Annotated in this window: 17 protein-coding genes; 3 read left to right on the top strand and 14 right to left on the bottom strand. The window is 37.6% G+C overall.

Going from position 1 to position 17,718, the window contains the following annotated elements; all coding sequences use genetic code 11:
- Window positions 1–130: 130 nt before the first annotated feature.
- The 12 genes from WH267_RS21580 to WH267_RS21525 all read right to left on the bottom strand — a co-directional run bounded on the left by WH267_RS21580 (window position 131) and on the right by WH267_RS21525 (window position 11,065).
- The gene (locus WH267_RS21580; RefSeq protein ID WP_340010898.1) at window positions 131–2,377 is read right to left on the bottom strand and encodes a TonB-dependent receptor; all 2,247 of its coding nucleotides are present in this window, start codon (window positions 2,375–2,377) and stop codon (window positions 131–133) included.
- A gap of 221 nt (window positions 2,378–2,598) precedes the next feature.
- Window positions 2,599–3,486, bottom strand: coding sequence for an urea transporter (locus WH267_RS21575; protein WP_340010897.1), 888 nt, complete (start codon window positions 3,484–3,486; stop codon window positions 2,599–2,601).
- Window positions 3,487–3,716: 230 nt separating this feature from the next.
- Window positions 3,717–4,418, bottom strand: coding sequence for a hypothetical protein (locus WH267_RS21570; RefSeq protein WP_340010895.1), 702 nt, complete (start codon window positions 4,416–4,418; stop codon window positions 3,717–3,719).
- A gap of 192 nt (window positions 4,419–4,610) precedes the next feature.
- Window positions 4,611–5,399: an urease accessory protein UreD gene (locus WH267_RS21565; protein ID WP_340010893.1), complete on the bottom strand. Its 789-nt coding sequence runs from the start codon at window positions 5,397–5,399 to the stop codon at window positions 4,611–4,613.
- The gene (gene ureG / locus WH267_RS21560) at window positions 5,400–6,038 is read right to left on the bottom strand and encodes an urease accessory protein UreG (RefSeq protein WP_045499433.1); all 639 of its coding nucleotides are present in this window, start codon (window positions 6,036–6,038) and stop codon (window positions 5,400–5,402) included. It lies immediately after the preceding gene.
- Between the two features lie 147 nt (window positions 6,039–6,185).
- Window positions 6,186–6,875: an urease accessory protein UreF gene (locus tag WH267_RS21555; protein WP_340010931.1), complete on the bottom strand. Its 690-nt coding sequence runs from the start codon at window positions 6,873–6,875 to the stop codon at window positions 6,186–6,188.
- 1 nt (window position 6,876) lies between these two features.
- Window positions 6,877–7,386: an urease accessory protein UreE gene (ureE, locus tag WH267_RS21550; protein ID WP_115971188.1), complete on the bottom strand. Its 510-nt coding sequence runs from the start codon at window positions 7,384–7,386 to the stop codon at window positions 6,877–6,879.
- Window positions 7,376–8,026 (bottom strand): hypothetical protein, encoded by a 651-nt coding sequence (locus tag WH267_RS21545; RefSeq protein WP_340010890.1) that lies wholly within the window; start codon window positions 8,024–8,026, stop codon window positions 7,376–7,378. Before WH267_RS21545 ends, ureE begins: the two co-directional genes overlap by 11 nt.
- Window positions 8,027–8,138: 112 nt before the next feature.
- Window positions 8,139–9,860 (bottom strand): urease subunit alpha, encoded by a 1,722-nt coding sequence (ureC, locus tag WH267_RS21540; protein ID WP_115971186.1) that lies wholly within the window; start codon window positions 9,858–9,860, stop codon window positions 8,139–8,141.
- 1 nt (window position 9,861) lies between these two features.
- Window positions 9,862–10,230 carry an urease subunit beta gene (ureB, locus tag WH267_RS21535; RefSeq protein WP_115971185.1) on the bottom strand — a complete coding sequence of 123 codons (369 nt, stop codon included), beginning with the start codon at window positions 10,228–10,230 and terminating at the stop codon, window positions 9,862–9,864.
- Between the two features lie 11 nt (window positions 10,231–10,241).
- Complete coding sequence (ureA, locus tag WH267_RS21530) at window positions 10,242–10,544, bottom strand: urease subunit gamma (protein ID WP_047387758.1); 303 nt, start codon at window positions 10,542–10,544, stop codon at window positions 10,242–10,244.
- Window positions 10,545–10,699: 155 nt separating this feature from the next.
- Window positions 10,700–11,065, bottom strand: a complete 366-nt coding sequence (locus WH267_RS21525) for a hypothetical protein (RefSeq protein WP_115971184.1) — start codon at window positions 11,063–11,065, stop codon at window positions 10,700–10,702.
- A 409-nt stretch (window positions 11,066–11,474) separates the two neighbouring features.
- Here WH267_RS21525 and pruA point away from each other — a divergent pair, with 409 nt between their 5' ends.
- Window positions 11,475–13,100 (top strand): L-glutamate gamma-semialdehyde dehydrogenase, encoded by a 1,626-nt coding sequence (gene pruA / locus WH267_RS21520; protein ID WP_340010888.1) that lies wholly within the window; start codon window positions 11,475–11,477, stop codon window positions 13,098–13,100.
- A 344-nt stretch (window positions 13,101–13,444) separates the two neighbouring features.
- Window positions 13,445–13,654 carry a cytochrome C551 gene (locus tag WH267_RS21515; RefSeq protein ID WP_340010886.1) on the top strand — a complete coding sequence of 70 codons (210 nt, stop codon included), beginning with the start codon at window positions 13,445–13,447 and terminating at the stop codon, window positions 13,652–13,654.
- An 80-nt stretch (window positions 13,655–13,734) separates the two neighbouring features.
- On the opposite strand, the gene WH267_RS21510 is transcribed toward WH267_RS21515, so the two are convergent.
- Window positions 13,735–15,228, bottom strand: a complete 1,494-nt coding sequence (locus WH267_RS21510; protein WP_340010884.1) for a serine hydrolase — start codon at window positions 15,226–15,228, stop codon at window positions 13,735–13,737.
- Between the two features lie 209 nt (window positions 15,229–15,437).
- On the opposite strand from WH267_RS21510, the gene WH267_RS21505 reads away from it, so the two are divergent.
- Entirely contained in the window at window positions 15,438–15,641 is a 204-nt protein-coding gene (locus WH267_RS21505) for a hypothetical protein (protein ID WP_340010882.1), read from the top strand.
- Window positions 15,642–16,022: 381 nt separating this feature from the next.
- Here the strand turns inward: WH267_RS21505 and WH267_RS21500 are convergent, their stop codons facing one another.
- Window positions 16,023–17,651, bottom strand: coding sequence for a tetratricopeptide repeat protein (locus WH267_RS21500; protein WP_340010880.1), 1,629 nt, complete (start codon window positions 17,649–17,651; stop codon window positions 16,023–16,025).
- Window positions 17,652–17,718: the final 67 nt, after the last annotated feature.

Raw genomic sequence — 17,718 nt, 5'->3', positions numbered from 1 at the left:
ATGATAAATTAAAGTTAGACAAAATTTATAAAGTAGAGCGAAGAGGATTTAAAAATTTGAGAATGAGTTAATTTGAAAATAGCGCTTAAACCCTAAGAATTAAACCCTCTTACTCTCAAACACTCCCACTCTAGAACTTATAGTACACTCCCACTCTTACTCCAAACGGGCTTCCCGGGGTATAGGTAAGGTCTGTGATAGGTTCTGCTTCGCCTTTCAGTTGGGTTTCTGTGGCGAACTGAGCTTCATTCCATTTTACATTGAACAGGTTATTGACCTGAATATTCGCCCCCCATTTCTGACGGTTGTAAGAAAGTACCAGATCATTCACGAAATAAGCCTTTGTCTTAATACTGTTATCTTCTACTGCCGGTCTTTCCCCAAGATAACGGTATTGAAGACCTAAAGAAAACCCATTCAGGAAGTCCCAGTTTACAGATCCTGTACTGGTTACTACCGGAGCCAGCGGAATATAATCCTGTCCTTTTTCCTCTTCCATAAATCTTGCATGAGAATAATTGATGTCTGCATTCAGGTAAAAGTTCTCCAATGGCTGGAAACGGATTCCCAGATCGGCACCGAAACGTCTTGACTTTCCGGAGGGTTCTACTACCGCATCATCTCCTACATATACAAATTCCTGCTGAAGATCCATATACCACACAGCAGGGGTAATGATCAGTGATTTGAACGGGTGTAATCTTACTCCGAAATCAGCTCCGATAGAATATGGAAGAGTATTTTCGTTTTTATTGGTCACTACTACTCTCATATCATTGGAATGGAATCCCATTCCTGTTTTCAGGAACCACATTACATTATCGCTCTGCGCATAGGAGAAGTTCAGTTTAGGGCTCACTCTCGTTGCTTCTTTTGACTGTCCGGAAGGCAGTTGTTCAGGATCTAGCAGATTATGCATATTGAAGATAAAATGATCTACCCTTACCGCCGGATTGATCGTCCATTTTCCTGTTTTCCAAACCAACCCTGAATAGGCATGGAGATTCGTTTCTGTTCCGTTCACATCAGACAGTCTGTCAAGAAGCATATCTCTGTGATAAACATGATTTAGCTGTAAGGTATTAATATCATCGTTTCTCAACCCAATTCCGGAAGTCCAGTTTAATGAACTGTTGGGAAGGGAGAAACTTTTGGTATATTTTACCTCGGCTCCATAGATGTTTCTTCCGTCGGTCTGCTGGATTTCATCCCCGTGATCTTTATCTTTTAAGAAAAATGTAAAATCAGAATACAGGTTGAAGTTATATTTTGAATAGAAAGCCATTGCATCAATCTGTTCAGATGGCGAAATAATATGCTTAAAATTCATCTGAAGGTTTGTTCTGGAAGTTTTTCCGCCTTCAGTAGGATCTATACTGCCCCATCTTCCAATGATTCCTTCATTCACTGCACGTTCCGGAACCTGACCGGAAGCATTCCATGAGGAGTTGAATGTTGAAAATTGGATATTGAAATAATCGTTATCGGTAATCCATTGGTTATACTTTCCGAAAATATTTACCCTGTTGAAGTTTTGTTTTACATCAAAAGGTCCATCGGTATAATTGTATTCAGCAGCGATATAAGCATTCTTCCTTCCCAGATCATCATGCAGAATATTGAACATTCCCAATACTCTTTTTGAATTGAACGAGCCACCTTCAAGTTTAATCATACTATTTTTCAATCCGTTATACGTTTGAAAATCGACATATCCGGCAGTATTGAAATCTCCACGGTCCATATAATAAGCTCCTTTTCCAAAATCTATATTATTTACCGTTTCAGGAATCACAAAGTGAAGATCAGAGTACCCTTGTCCATGAGCATGGGAAACAATATTCACCGGCATTCCGTCTACATTTACGCTTACATCGGTTCCGTGATCAGCATCAAATCCTCTTAAAAAAAGCTGTTCAGCCTTTCCTCCTCCAGCGTGTTGCGCAATAAATAAACCCGGTACTTTTCTCAATAAATCCTGTGCTGAATTCACCGGAAATTTATTCAGATCCACCTTTGTAATGGCCGATAAAAAGGAGCTGTGATTAATGGCTACTTCGGAGATCTGAAATGGCTTATGCTGTAAAAAAAAAACTTTATTTTTATCATCTTCATTGGTAACCACCCATTTTACCTCATCATATCCCTGACGGCTGATCACCAATGTATCAGGAAGTGATTTCACAGGAACTGCAAAAGTACCATCTGTTCCTGTATGTGTGTGGGTATTTCCGTGGTCATATTTTACCAATGCATCTGCAATAGGAAATTTGTCATCTGCATCTTTGATCTGCAACTGCTTTTCTGCTTCCTGCGCCATCATTTTTCCACTGAATGCCATGACAAGAAAAGCGGCTGCTATTTTAGTTATTTTCATTTTTTGTTTTGTTACGTTTATAAATTAGAGGGAGATGATAGATAATAGACGAAGAGATGATAGATGTTTTAGTCTTAAAATTCAATGGTCAATTTTGCTTCGCAAGTGAATGGTGAATTGCCAATTACCAGTGAAAGGATGACAACCTTGAACTTTAACCCCTCTTACTCTCAAACCCTAAAACTCTCAAACTCTAGAACCTTCAGACCCTCAAACCAAGTCTATACTTTTGCTTTAAGAAATACCTTTTGAATCAAAAGAGTGATCCATGTTCCTACTACGAATGGGAATGTGAATACTCCACCCACTACATCCAGACAATGATTATCGATAAGAAGATCATCAATGACAATCGTTAAAAAAACGGCGATAAGCACCCATAAACCATCTCTTTTTTTCACTCCTGCAAATACAATAGCCGAAAGAACGGCGTTGAATCCGAATAATCCCATGTGGATTTCTTTGATAGGTTCACCATTCAACTGTGACAGCCCTGCACCCAAAATAGATGCCGCCAATCCATATAAAGCAGCAATGGGTGAACTGATGAAAACTGCCAGGAAGAAAATCATTCCTGAAAGTACTCCACCCTGGAATATTACCTCTCCAAAACCATTGGTACAGGTAAGAAAATCATCATATTTTGATGGGATTACCTCAGCGCTCAACATTGCTGATGGCGGAATATGAGTGAAATGGTGTAAAGCAAATACCAATATCCATGTAATGATAATAAAAGGAAAAGTAAACACCGGGATTTTCTTTTGGATAAAGAAATTCTGAATAACAGCTGCTAATGCTCCTCCCAATAAGATAAGTATCCAAATTAAAATTGTTGTTTCGAATAAAAAAGCCAACGCCACTCCCACAAGTGCAGCACTGAAACCGTATAATCCTGCATTGATTTCAGATTGATTATATTTCAGCTTCATGGCTGTAAAGGTTCCGGCTGCTGTTGAAAGCAATACTGCAACTCCGCACTGCCAGCTTCCCATAAAGATTCCTATCAGAAACAGAAGTCCGGTCCATCTGTTTTCCTGAAGCATAATTTGCCCGATTCCTTTTAAAACATTGTCTAAAAAGGGTATTTTTTTGAAAAATTCGTCCATAGTTTTTTTAAATTGTATTATTGATTGGAAATAAATTGGAGATTATGGATAGAGATGAAAGATAATAGACGAAGAGATGAGAGACATTTTAGTTTTAGATTTCAATAGTCAATTTTGATTCGCAAGTGAATAATGAATGGGAAATCATCAGTGAAAAGATGGTCACCTTAAACTTCAAACCTTGAACTTTAAACATTCTTACTCTCCTACTCTAAAACCCTCAAACCTCTTTACCAGCCCAGAAAGACCATCCCAACTCCGCAGACTGTTATCACAGCGCCACTTACGACTCCCATATATCTTTCCAGCTTTTCGGTATTGAATAATGTTGAATAGCCATAACGTCCTAAAAGCACCATTCCAAGCATTGTTAAAACAGTAGTAACAGTAAATGAGGTTACCAGAACTGCGATTTCAGACATAGAATGTTTAACTCCCGAATAGAATAATAAAGGAATTAATGGTTCACTTGGCCCCATTACAAAGATCATAAAAAGGACAAGCGGGGTTACTTTTATTCGGGTCTGCGGCATTACGACTTCACTGTGATTATGTTCATACACATAAACATCATCTCCCATCACATCAAAATGCTTGTGAGGTTTATTTCTTATGGCCTGAATCAAACCATAGATTAAGTAAACTCCACCAAAGATCAGCAATGCCCATCCTGAGAAATTTCCTCTGATGTCCTGGAACCAGGAGATTTTATTCAGCTGCCAGCCCAGAAACACTCCGATAAAACCAAGTACCAGGGAACTCAGGACGTGTCCAAGCCCACAAACCATTGTTAATACTGCGGTTTTCATTCCGCTCCATTTTTTGGATTTTGAAATCACGATGAAGGGCAGGTAATGATCCGGTCCTGAGGCCGTGTGTATAAAACTTATTGAAACGGCACTTAAAAGTAATGCCCAAACTGTACTGTCCATTTTCTATTAATTCTGTTATTTCAGATTCTTATTACGTTTTGGCTAAAGCCAGTGGAAGATTTCTTTTTATTTATGCGGGCTAAAGCCCGCTTCTATTGAATGGTGACAATGTCCGTTAAAACAATATTATTTTCTTCCAATTCCAGCCTTGTCAAGGTTTAAAACCTTGACAAGGCTCTCAAAGCTACCTTTTTACTCCAGTGACCAAAGGATTTCCTGAACATGCAGGAAGAAGTTGTACATCAATTCTCCCCCATGCCCTAAGGCTCTTACTACAAATCCGTTATCTTCCATAGCTGAAACTCCTACTTCCATCTCTTCAATATGTTGTGCTGCGGCTTCAACGATCTCTTCAATCAATCCGTTTTTATCTACATTTTCCTTTGTGCTGTAGAAAATCAGAGTTCCCTGATGGGTATATTGCTCCAGGTTACCAATACTACTTATCGGAATCAAGCCAGGCTGAATTACTACGTTATCCTTTACTACCAGTTTGTTATTATGATAGATCTCCATAAGATTCTGAAAACGTCTCAGCTTAAAAACCTCTCCATAATGCTTCCTTCCGCAGGTAATAATCTCACTGATGATGATCTGGCTGTTTTTCCCGATATGAACATTAGCTTTACTCTTAAAATTAGAATCTTCATGTGGAACAATAGGATGCGGAACGTAAGCGAAAGAGGTTTCATCCTCCATGGTTACATTCAGTTCCTGAACAGCCTTGTCTTCCATATTGAACAGTCTCTGATATGACTGCGACTGCAATTGAAGGGAAGATCCTTTTTCAAGGGCTACATCCAAATGGTAATGGTCACCATCCAGAATTCCCGGGGAGGAGCTCATCACCATCTGATAGAGCTTTTTGTCACTTTTTCTCTGCCCTACAGAAACTACTCTGAAAGGAAGCGAGACATAAAGATCTTTCACATAAGATTCTCCACCCTTGAATCCTGCAATAATATTTAAACGACTATCCATTTATCTTACTAAGTTCGGTTCTTCAATTTCTTCTAAAAGAGCGTATTTTTTAATCCATCCGATCACTTTATCCAACCCTTCATCTGTTTTAAGATTGGTAAAAACAAAAGGATTTCCTTTTCTCATTCTTCTGGCATCGTTCTCCATAACTTCAAGGCTGGCTCCTACATACGGGGCAAGGTCAATTTTATTGATGATTAACAAGTCTGATCTTGTAATACCAGGACCTCCTTTTCTAGGGATTTTCTCTCCTTCTGCAACGTCAATAATGAAAATAGTAACGTCTGCAAGGTCCGGGCTGAATGTTGCTGAAAGGTTATCTCCTCCACTTTCGATAAGAACCAGTTCAATTTCAGGGAAACGGGCTGCCAGTTCATCTACTGCTTCAAGGTTCATGCTGGCATCTTCACGGATCGCCGTGTGAGGACAGCCTCCTGTTTCAACTCCGATAATTCTGTCATGAGGAAGAAGACTGTTTTTAGCCATAAACTCAGCATCTTCTTTAGTGTAAATATCATTGGTAATTACTCCAAGATCATATTTCCCGAATAATTTTCTGCTTAAACGTTCCAGTAATGCAGTTTTTCCTGACCCTACAGGTCCTGCTACTCCTACTTTTATATATTTTCTGTTTTCCATTTTTTCTAAATTTTTGCTTTGTTTTTATTTTTCTAACGCTGAGAGCGCTAAGATTTTTTTGATTGTGAATATTTTAAGATCGCAAGGGCGCTTCACTCAGCAAATGTTATTTACATTCAATTCATTTTCCCTTTTTATCTTTTCGTATTACGACATATAAAGTCTTGAATACAACCTTTCGTGCTGCATACATCTGATATCAAAGGCTGTATTGCAAAGTCCTATCATATCTCTGTCCAGTTCCATAGTTTCCCAAACAGTTTTTTCCATGACAGGATATAGAGCGAATAAGATATCTTGCCCATCAAGCTGTCCCAGCGGTACCAGCTTTACGGCATTGGTGATCATTCCGGCAACAGAAGTGTAGTAGAATCCCAGCAATGCTTCGTATAAAGGAATTTTCATTAAATAAGCATAGACTCCAAAGACAATACAGTAATGAGAATTAGCTTCTTTATTTTGAACTGCTTTTTCAAATGCCTCCATAAAAGGGAAACTTTCTCTCCTTTTGAATATTTTTATTAATCTCAACCCCAGTTTCTGACTGGCCTGACGGATTTCTCTAGGACATTTTATGGCATTACACTCATTGTCGAGATCCAAAAGTGCCTGTAAATCTCCTTTTTCTGCTGCTTTATAAGCGAGTTTTGCAAAAGCACCGTCATTGAATTTAAGATTATACTGAAGCATGTTCTGTACAAACTCTTTCGCTGTTTCTGCATTATGAACGATTCTTTCCTGTACATAGGTTTCAAGTCCGTTGGAATGGGTATACCCCCCGATAGGAAGCGTAGGATCAGCCAGATGAAGCAGTCCTGATAAAAAGTTTATGTTTATATTATTCATCTTTCGGAGCGGCCATTTTTAAGATTTTGGTAAAAATTGTAGAGCCAAGACTTCCGTGTCCGTGAGGTTCTACATTGGATTTAAGGAGATTCAGCAGTTTTACGGATTGCTTTTCCGGTTTAAAACCACTTGCTTCCAGCCATCTGAACATCGGCATTTCAAAAGGAAGCAATACTTTATCATCCTGAATGAAAAGCGGAATATGCTTGTTCCCTATTTCGTAGCATACTGTTCCCATTTCCAGTAAAGAGCCGGGAACCATTACGATCGCTTCTGTTTCCAGGACATTGATCGCGATTACTTTTTCTGCATCCTCAAAAAGAATATCTCCTTCACGCAAACGCTGCCCTTCTTTAAGAAACTTGATGGCAACATCTACTCCATTTCTGGTTTTTTTGCGCTGGATTCTTTTTGTGGTTTCAAACCATTCAAGATCCAGATAATCTATATTCTTTTCTGTAGGATTTTCGGTGAGATTGCCTATGGTCTGATTAATTATCATCTTTAGCCGATTTTTTTCTGAAGTCAAAGTTTTTAGAAATACCCACCCCGAATGTTGAGCCACTAAGTCCCGCTACATAGCTCTTCGTCCAGCCTTCTTCTTTCGTTTTAGTCTGAAGCATTGAAAGCTCAGCAAACTTGAATTTCAAGGCCCAACCGCCACCTAATAAGATTCCGATCAAAGGGTAAGCACGGATGCGGAATCCATTAAAGTTCTGCATTGCATCCGCTGTTGCTGCCTGCTGCTGTCCCCAAACATAATGTGCATCTATCTGCCCGATCAGTACAAAGTATTTTCCAAGCATTAGTGAAGGGCTATACCAGATTCCGGCCTCATTTTGCTTATACACCACATTATGATTCACAGAATTTTGAGAGTAAGCGTAATTAACCCCGACAAGGTCATTATTATTGATAAAGTATCCTACTCCCAATGGTGCACTGGAAACGGTACTGCTGCTATTCGTAGGGGTAGTAACCTTTGAGTAATCCAATGAACCATACATCATAAATTGACCTTTTGGTCCGTCTTCATCGCTCTTCAGCCTGTGTCCACCCAAAAACTGAGCATTTACATGACCCGAAAGCAAAGACATCCCGGCTACAGCAAGAGAAAAAACTGTTTTATTTAAATATTTCATTCTAAACTTAGTTCTATAATTGTTTTAAAATATTGCCTGATAAATTTTTTTTGTCGTTGAATAAACCTAACAGGTTGTTGAAACCTGTTAGGTTATATTAATAGAATTTATCTTAGAACAAGTAATACAACTGAGTTAAAGGAAGTGTTTCTGCCGGTTCACAAGTAATATATTCACCGTCTACCGTTACTTTATAGTTTTCAGGATTCACTTCAATTAAAGGGGTCTTATCGTTATGGATAAGGTCTTTCTTTCCAATATTTCTACAGTTTTTCACCGGAAGGATCATTTTTTCTAATCCATAAGAAGCGATTGTTCCGTTATCAATAGAGATTTGAGAAACAAAGTTGGCGCAAATACCGTATTTTGCTTTTCCATGAGCCCCAAACATATTTCTATAGATCACCGGTTGTGGCGTTGGAATAGAGGCATTCGGATCTCCCATTTTAGCAGCGATTACAAATCCTCCTTTGACAATCATTTCCGGTTTAACTCCAAATAATGCTGGTTTCCAGATCACCAAATCCGCTAATTTCCCTTCTTCAAGAGACCCTACATATTCAGAAATACCGTGTGCAATTGCTGGGTTGATCGTGTATTTAGCTACATATCTTTTTGCACGGTAGTTATCGTTTCCGCTATTCTGATCTTCAGCTAAATCACCTCTCTGCTCCTTCATTTTGCTTGCTGTCTGCCAGGTTCTTGTGATGACTTCTCCTGGTCTTCCCATTGCCTGAGAATCCGAACTCATAATACTGAAAACTCCCATATCATGAAGGATATCTTCTGCGGCAATGGTTTCAGGACGGATACGTGAGTCTGCGAATGCCACATCTTCAGGGATGTTTTTGCTTAAGTGGTGGCAAACCATCAGCATATCTAAGTGCTCATCGATGGTATTGATCGTGTAAGGACGCGTAGGGTTTGTAGAAGCAGGTAATACGTTTGGATACATCGCCGCTTTGATGATGTCCGGTGCGTGTCCTCCACCTGCTCCTTCTGTGTGGAACGTGTGAATGACTCTTCCGTTGATCGCTCTCATTGTATCTTCCAGGAAACCTCCTTCATTTAAAGTATCGGTGTGGATGGCTACCTGAACGTCATATTTATCAGCTACTTTTAATGCAGCATCAATCGTTGCAGGCGTTGCTCCCCAGTCTTCGTGGATTTTTACGCCTAATGCCCCTGCTTCCACCTGCTCTTCAATAGGCTCTTCTGCAGAACAGTTTCCTTTTCCGAAAAAGCCTAAGTTCATTGGATATTCTTCTGCTGCTTCAAGCATTTTCTGCATATTGAATTTACCAGGAGTTACTGTTGTAGCATTGGTTCCGTCATTCGGTCCTGTTCCCCCTCCGATCATAGTAGTGATTCCACTGTACAGAGAAGTTTCAATTTGCTGTGGGCAGATATAGTGAATGTGGGTATCAATACCTCCGGCAGTCACAATATATCCTTTTCCACCGTGAACTTCAGTAGAAGCACCGATGATCATGTTCGGAGATACACCGTCCATTGTATCAGGATTTCCAGCTTTACCGATTCCTACGATTTTACCATCTTTAATCCCGATATCCCCTTTTACGATTCCCCAGTGATCGATGATAACGGCACCTGTGATACAAAGATCAAGAACTCCTTCATCTCTTTTAGCAGTAACATTCTGCCCCATACCATCACGTACGGTTTTACCACCTCCGAAAACAGCTTCGTCTCCGTAATGGGTGAAATCTTTTTCAATTTCAATAATGATTTCAGTATCCCCCAGTCTGATTTTATCTCCGGCAGTAGGACCTAATATATTGGCGTATTGTTTTCTGTCTACGTGTAAGCTCATCTTAGTGATTTTTAAAGTTTAACTCTTCAATTTTTGCAAGGCTTGCTTTTTTCTGATCTTCAGAATCTACCTGTCCATCAACAAGGTTATTGAAGCCCATTGCTTTTTTGGTTCCTCCTATTTCTACCAATTCCACTTCTTTTTCTTCTCCCGGTTCAAAACGTACGGCTGTACTTGCTACAATATTCAGTCTCTTTCCGAAAGCTTTTTCGCGGTCAAAGCTCATTGCTTTATTTACTTCGAAAAAGTGAAAGTGTGAACCTACCTGAATAGGACGGTCTCCTGTATTGGTCACTTTTATTTTTACGGTTTCTCTGCCTTCATTGCAGATGATCGTACCTTCTTTTACAAAAATTTCTCCTGGTATCATAATAAATAGGATTAACGGATTGGGTTGTGTACGGTTACCAGCTTGGTTCCATCAGGGAATGTAGCTTCAATCTGAACATCGTGGATCATTTCTGACACACCTGGCATCACATCATCTTTAGTTAAAAGATTTGCGCCTTCCTGCATCAGTTCGGCTACTTTTTTACCATCTCTTGCTCCTTCAAGCAAAAAGTGGCTGATCAGTGCGATTGATTCTGGATAGTTTAATTTAAGGCCTCTAGCCTTTCTTTTTAGAGCCAGCTCTCCTGCCAGAAATAGCATAAGCTTCTCCGTTTCTCTCGGTGTTAAGTGCATAGTATTTTTATTTAAAATTGAACAAACACTATCCTGTTCACCTTTTTCAAAAGGCAAATAAATAGGTTCAAAAATGTAAAAAGGGAAAATGATGTTTACGGATCTGTATTATGAAATACAAACCATAACGAATCATTAAAAACTGTAAAATGAAATTAGCAGCCCGCTATCTGCAGGGCATGATACAGAATGTACCTTGGTGCTGTAATACAAATACGGTTTTGAACGGCCGTAACCGGAGTATTAAAGGTATACTTTGCAAAGAAATAGTTGAACCACTGCTGTGCCAGTACTGAATAATCAAATTTTACTTTCTCCCAATCATTGGAATCCTGCACATCCTGCGCGTCTGAAAAACTATATATTTCAGGCTGGGTCTGCTGATCCGATTTTTGCTGAAGAAGATGAATTTTTGAAAGAAGATCAGAATATGATTTAGTTTTTCCCGTATGCGTAAGAAGACCTACACATAAAGCTGAGAAAAATAATACAAAAGAGAAAAACAGGACTCTTTTTTTCATGTCTGATAATAATGGTGTAAAATTAGAGTAATCTTAATTCACAGGCTATCAAAAAAATTATTTAAAATGTTCAAAATCGCAACAAACACGATTTTATATAAAATTAACATTTCTTTATAAATCCTTTATTTACAACACTTAAAGATACTTTATGAACTATGACAACTATTTCATTGTCCCAATTCCAACAATTCCAACAGACGACTCTATATTTTTCTTCTCTACAAAGGATTAAATAAATCTATTAAATATTTTTAAAATTTAAGCTAAAAAAAATAATATATACTAATGATTATTGGCCAATAAAGTTTATCTCACAAAAACAGACAGGATTTTTTTCTTTCCTTATAATTATCGTAAATTTGTATACAACTTACTTGTTTAATTTAATAAAATAATAAAACGTAATATGTCAAAAGCAATTTCGCAAGTACCATTAGCGGTAAACGAACCGGTAAATTCTTATGAACCGGGATCTCCGGAGGTTAAAAGCCTTATCAGCACTTATAAAAAAATGTGGGCTGAGAAGATAGAGGTTCCAATGGTCATCAATGGAAAGGAAGTAAAAACTGATACCAAGGTACAGCTTCAGTCTCCTCAGGATCATGCTCATGACTTCGGATTCTATTACCAAGGTGGTATGCAGCATGTGGATGACGCTATCAACGCGGCATTAGCAGCTAAAGAAGCATGGAATGGACTAGGTTGGGAACAACGTGCAGCCATTTTCTTAAAGGCAGCTGATCTATTAGCAGGTCCTTACAGAGATGTAATTAATGCAGCTACTATGATCGGGCAGTCTAAAAACGTACACCAGGCTGAAATTGATGCTGCATGTGAATTCATTGACTTCTTAAGATTCAATGTAGAGTTCATGACAGAAATGTATTCTGAGCAGCCAGTTTCTGACAACGGAATCTGGAACCGTGTAGAGTACAGACCATTAGAAGGATTCTGTTTTGCAGTAACTCCATTCAACTTTACAGCTATTTCCGGAAACCTTCCAACTTGTATGGCGATGTTAGGAAACGTTGTAGTATGGAAGCCTTCTGATAAGCAGGTTTATTCTGCAAAAGTAATCATGGATGTATTAATTGAGGCTGGTCTTCCTGCCGGGGTTATCAACATGATCTTTACAGATGGTAAAGAAACTGCTGAGAAAGTATTGGCTCACAAAGATTTCGCAGGTCTTCACTTCACAGGGTCTACAAAAGTATTCCAGGGAATGTGGAAAATGATCGGTGACAACATCCACAACTACAGAACATATCCAAGAATCGTTGGAGAAACAGGTGGTAAAGACTTTGTAATCGCTCACCCATCTGCTAACGTAGAAGCAGTAGCTACTGCTTTAGTAAGAGGTGCTTTCGAATACCAAGGACAGAAATGTTCTGCTGCTTCAAGAGCTTATGTTCCTAAGTCCCTTTGGGCTGATGTGAAAAAAGTAATGGAGGCTCAGATGTCTACGATTAAAGTGGGTTCTCCTGAAGACACTTCTAACTTCGTAAATGCTGTAATCGACAAAAATTCTTTCGAAAAATGTAAAGGATATATCACCAGAGCTAATGAATCTTCTGAGGCTACAGTAGCTATTGGTGGAACATGTGACGATTCAAAAGGATGGTTTGTACACCCAACAGTAATCGAAACTACAAACTCTCAATACGAAAGTATGGTAGAAGAGATCTTCGGCCCAATTCTTTCTGTATTTGTGTATGAAGATCAGGACTGGAAAGAGACTCTTAAAGTAGTGGATTCTTCTTCTCCTTATTCATTAACAGGTTCTGTATTCTCTCAAGACCGTTATGCAATTGCTGAAGCTTACAAAGCTTTAGAAAACGCATCCGGTAACTTCTATATCAACGACAAACCTACAGGAGCTGTAGTAGGACAGCAGCCTTTCGGTGGCGGTAGAGCTTCAGGAACTAACGATAAAGCTGGTTCTAAAATGAATCTTCTTAGATGGACGTCTGTAAGAAGCGTAAAAGAAACTTTTGTTTCTCCAAAAGACTATAAATATCCATACTTAGGGTAATCATAAGTAATGAGTAACGGGCAATGAGTAATTTTTGTCTGTTCTTTCAATATAGCCTCGGAATTTCGGTTTCGGGGCTTTTTTATTGGGATATGATAAAGTTTGAGAGTCAGAGAGTATTAGCGTTTGAGAGTGAGAATGCCAATGTTTAAATTTCAAGGTTCTGATTCTGCTTGTCATCAACCCCTTTATTCAATCCCATTCTCATACTCTCTGACTCTCAATCCCTCCAACTCAAGTTTATCTAACATCTTTTAACAAATTTTACCTATATTTTACGATTTATCAACCCTCGTTAGGAATAATAGTTGTTTTTTCATTATTACACCCCAAAATAAAATTGTATGAAAAAGTTATTGCTAACAGCCATCGGAATAGGATTATTTGCAGTGAGCTGTGGAACCAAGGAGTCATCAATGTCTACCAGTAATAGTGATTCGACTAATACACGGGCTGTAGCACCCATTGCTACAGATACAATGACTACAAAAATGACGAATCCGGACAGCATTAAGATGAAAAAGGATTCGATGGCAACATCTCCTGCCAAATAGTATTATATACGTTTAATTTAAAATGTAAAATCTGCAGATGAAAGCCCTGCAGATTTTTTTTGGTTAGTATCTTCCAACTGTTATTTTGTTTTTTTAAATATTGTGCCACCTTGTATATCCATGGTGACACCGTTTACATTTCCCTTATCATCCAGTATGAAGTTAAAGTCAAAATCAGGATTCATTTGTTGTGGCACCTCCTCTATTATTTTTGATGAAAATAATTCATATTGCTGATGAACCAAAATAAATTTAAATGTCGGAAAAGTGATGTATAAATTATTCTTTTCTTTTGAAATAGTAAAAGTTCCATATCCTTTATTTGAATATTCCCCGCAATATGCCTCTAAATCATGAGTGGGCTTTTTCTTTTCATTAATAGAAGAGCTTATATCTTTTTTAGGTTTCAGAATGTCATTCACTTCCATTTCATAAGAATAAGGTGTATTGTTATCCAACCCCAGCATCCGGATTGCTATCATATTACCAATCGTACTTGCAATATCTGAGTTATGTTGATTACTTAATACAACAAGACCAAATTTTTCTGCAGGAAACAATAAAACAGCCGAACTAAAACCGGATACCCCTCCTGAATGCCATACTTTATAATGTCCTTTTAAAATCTGTGTAAACCAACCATATCCATAACCCAGCAAAAAATTTTTCTGATCTGAAGTTACAGGAGGTACTCCATCAATCACAGTTCTAGTACTCATAGCACCTGTAGTATATTTCTTTGAAAGCACAACCTGATTTTCAAAAGTCCCGTAGCTGAGCCAAAGCCTGATCCAATTTGCCATATCTGTTGCAGAACTATTGATCGCTGCTCCTGGCTTATCATTATCAGGTTTTTGAAATAATACTCTTTCAATGCTTTTTTGATACATTCCATAGGGATAGGAAAAGTCTTTTTGTTTAATCATTTCATTGATCGATGTATTGCTGTTATTCATTTTTAGAGGAACAAATATCTTTTCTTTGATGAGCTCATCCCAACCTTTATGATTAAGCTGTTCTGCAATGGTTCCCAAAATAATGTATCCGAAATTGCTGTACCTCCAACTATTTTTAGGCTCACCGTTTTCTTTTAAAAAAGGAAGCTTTTGCATTAAATCTACTCGCTTTTCTGAAGGGAAAAATATATAAGCTCCATCTACACTTCCCAGCCCGCTTCTATGTTCCAACAGATCTTCAATAGTGATCAAATTATTCATTCTATCCGTAGAAAATGTGAGATATGGAATATGTTGAGAAGGTTTGTCCTGAACTGACAGCTTTTTTCCATCTTCCAGCATACCAATCAAGGCAGATGTAAATGATTTGGTATTGCTTCCGATTCCAAAAAGAGTATTGGGAGTTACCGGAAGTTTTTTTTCATAGTCTCTGTAACCGAACCCTTTAGAATAAATCATGCTGTCATTTTTCACAATGGCAACAGATAATCCCACAGCTTTGTAATTATCCAGAATGTTATTGATTTCCTGATCAAGCCCTTTCAAGTTTTCTTTTGGTCTCTGGCTTAACATTAAACTGAAAGACAACAGGCTTACTAAATACAATACTTTTTCCATATTTTTATTTTTAAAGTAAAATAGAGATTCACTGAATAATAGATTTCCAGTCATTTTCATTTGTTATTGATATTGGTATTTCTATAATAAGTAACAATATCTCCCTTTTAATTACACTAAAAATAATTTTATTTAAAGATTCTATCTATTATTGATAAAAATATCAATATTTTACTATATTTGATATTAATAACACCAAAAAGTATTATATGAAAAAATTATGGGTCGGAGCAGTTCTTGGACTTCTTTTCCTTGGAAGCTGTGCTCAGAATAAAGAGAAAAGAGAAGAATTTAAAGATGCCCACAACAAAGACTCCTTAGTAAACAGAATGGGTGATTCTGCAGTGGCCAATTCTATTCCATCACCAACAGAGACTTCAAAAACAAAAACCGACAGTACCAAAACTAAATAAAATCGCAAATCCACAGAATATCTGTGGATTTGCACTTAAAAAAACTTGACTGAAAAAAAACCGGGCAATCAACCCCGATTATATTGTATAATCATATTCTAATCGAATATTTTCTTATTAGGCAGATAAAAAGAGGAACCGTGACTATTTCATCAAAAGAAATATACACGTGTTCCATATCTGAAGTTTCATGGTTTGACCTGTTGTGGGGGAATCATATTTATTTCAAAAAAAGACTGTTCTTTTAAAGAATAAAATAGATGAGATGTAATTGTAGTCATTCCCGTAACACTGTCGCAAAGATAGGACTGCAGCTGTCTTACAAAAAACAATAGGTTATCCATTTTCGTGAAAATGGTAAGACAGAATATAGAAAGTTATTTATTGTTTATTGTTTTCACGAAAATAGACATTTTTATCTGACTGATTTTCAGCATCAAGATGTTTAATATAAGCCGATGGTGAAAAATCTGTAACGGCCTTGAATACTGCTGCAAATTTACTGTGTGAAGAAAAGCCACATTCATCAGCAAGGATACTGATTTTATATTGCCTGTACTTTTCATCATTGATAAGTTTATCTACAATATAGTTGATTCTTAACCGGTTGATATAAGTTTTAAAATCTGCACTTTTGTGCTGATTAATGACATACGAAAGATACTTGGTATTGGTATTAAGTTCTCCTGCCAGAAAAGAAAGAGACATTCCCTTATTGTTATAAAGATTACCTTTTTCAAATTCTTCAAGCAGCTCAAGCAATTTAGCTTCAGTTTCAGAAGTCATTAGTGAATCATTTCTTTTTCGGTCTGTTTCGCTGTCTTTTTCATCTATTTCTTCTACAGAAATATTTGAAAATTCTGAATTCAAGGGTTGTCTTAGTAATGGTATTCTGTTTTCATTAGCCATATTTCCCTGAGTTCTTATAATAGTTCTCAGTTTTGAAAGCTGTCTTTTCTGCCTTGTTCTGAAAAAGATAATCAACCCGACTAAGGAAACAAACAATATGATGATTGCACTATTTTTAGCCATATTCATCTGGCCATTGTTGCTCATTTTACCAGAAACCTCTTTAGATTTTACAGAAAACTCCTGGTTACGGGCAGCAATACTGTCATAGGCTCTTACATATTTCACAGCATATAAAGATGCCTTAAAATTATCACCTATTCCTTCGTAATAATCATTAATATTGGAATAAACAGCCTTTTTAAGCTTCAGACTTCGGGAAGTGTCAGCTATTTTTTCGGCCTTTTTCAGGTATAGTTCTGCATCTTTCCAGTTCTTCTGCTTTACGCGAATTCCTCCCAATCCGTTATACACCAATCCCAATGTACAGCTGCCGGCTCTGAGTAAATCTTCAGCTTTTCTGTAATAATTTTCAGAAACGTCATAATCATTAAGTTTAAAATAAATATCTCCCAATAACTGATAAGAAGCGGCTTCAGTTCTGTCTTCATTCTGGCTGTTTATTTTTTCAAAATTCTTCAGAGAAAATTCAACATACTGTATGGCATTCATATAGTTACCAGCCTCCATTTCATAAAAAGCCATCTCCTGATTCAGCAGTCCTTCCACCTCATTACTTTCCTGAAAACCGGAAATTTTTCTGGAAGCCTGCAGTCCTTTGATAATGTATTTTTTTGCTCTTTCGTATAACCCTACCTGTCTATATTGCCTCGCCAGTAATCTGCATACACGGGACATCCATTCCGTATTGTCAGTCTGTTCAATCAGTGAGTGGGCATTTTCGCTATAGTATATTGCTTTTTTAAGATCTCCGCCATGATGATACAATTCTGAGGACAACATAAGACTTTTTACTTTCTCTGATGGCTTATGAGCAGCCAGATAAAGAGAATCGGCAGTTTTGATTGCTTTGGGCAGATCTTTATAGGCCATGATAGCGGAAGTCCTTTCGCATGCCTGATCGAAGTCGTTTTTTTTTTGGGCAGATATGAAGATTGCTGTAGTCAGCAAAAACAAAAGTTTCAATAGATTATTAGACATAAAAAAACAAATTATTATTCTTATAATAATTCATCATTTTCTCAAGGGTGTCTTTTTGTTTTTTACA

It is taken from the genome of Chryseobacterium sp. MYb328, assembly GCF_037572595.1.
GTDB lineage: Bacteria > Bacteroidota > Bacteroidia > Flavobacteriales > Weeksellaceae > Chryseobacterium > Chryseobacterium pennae.
This window is presented reverse-complemented; position numbering and strand designations above follow the sequence as displayed.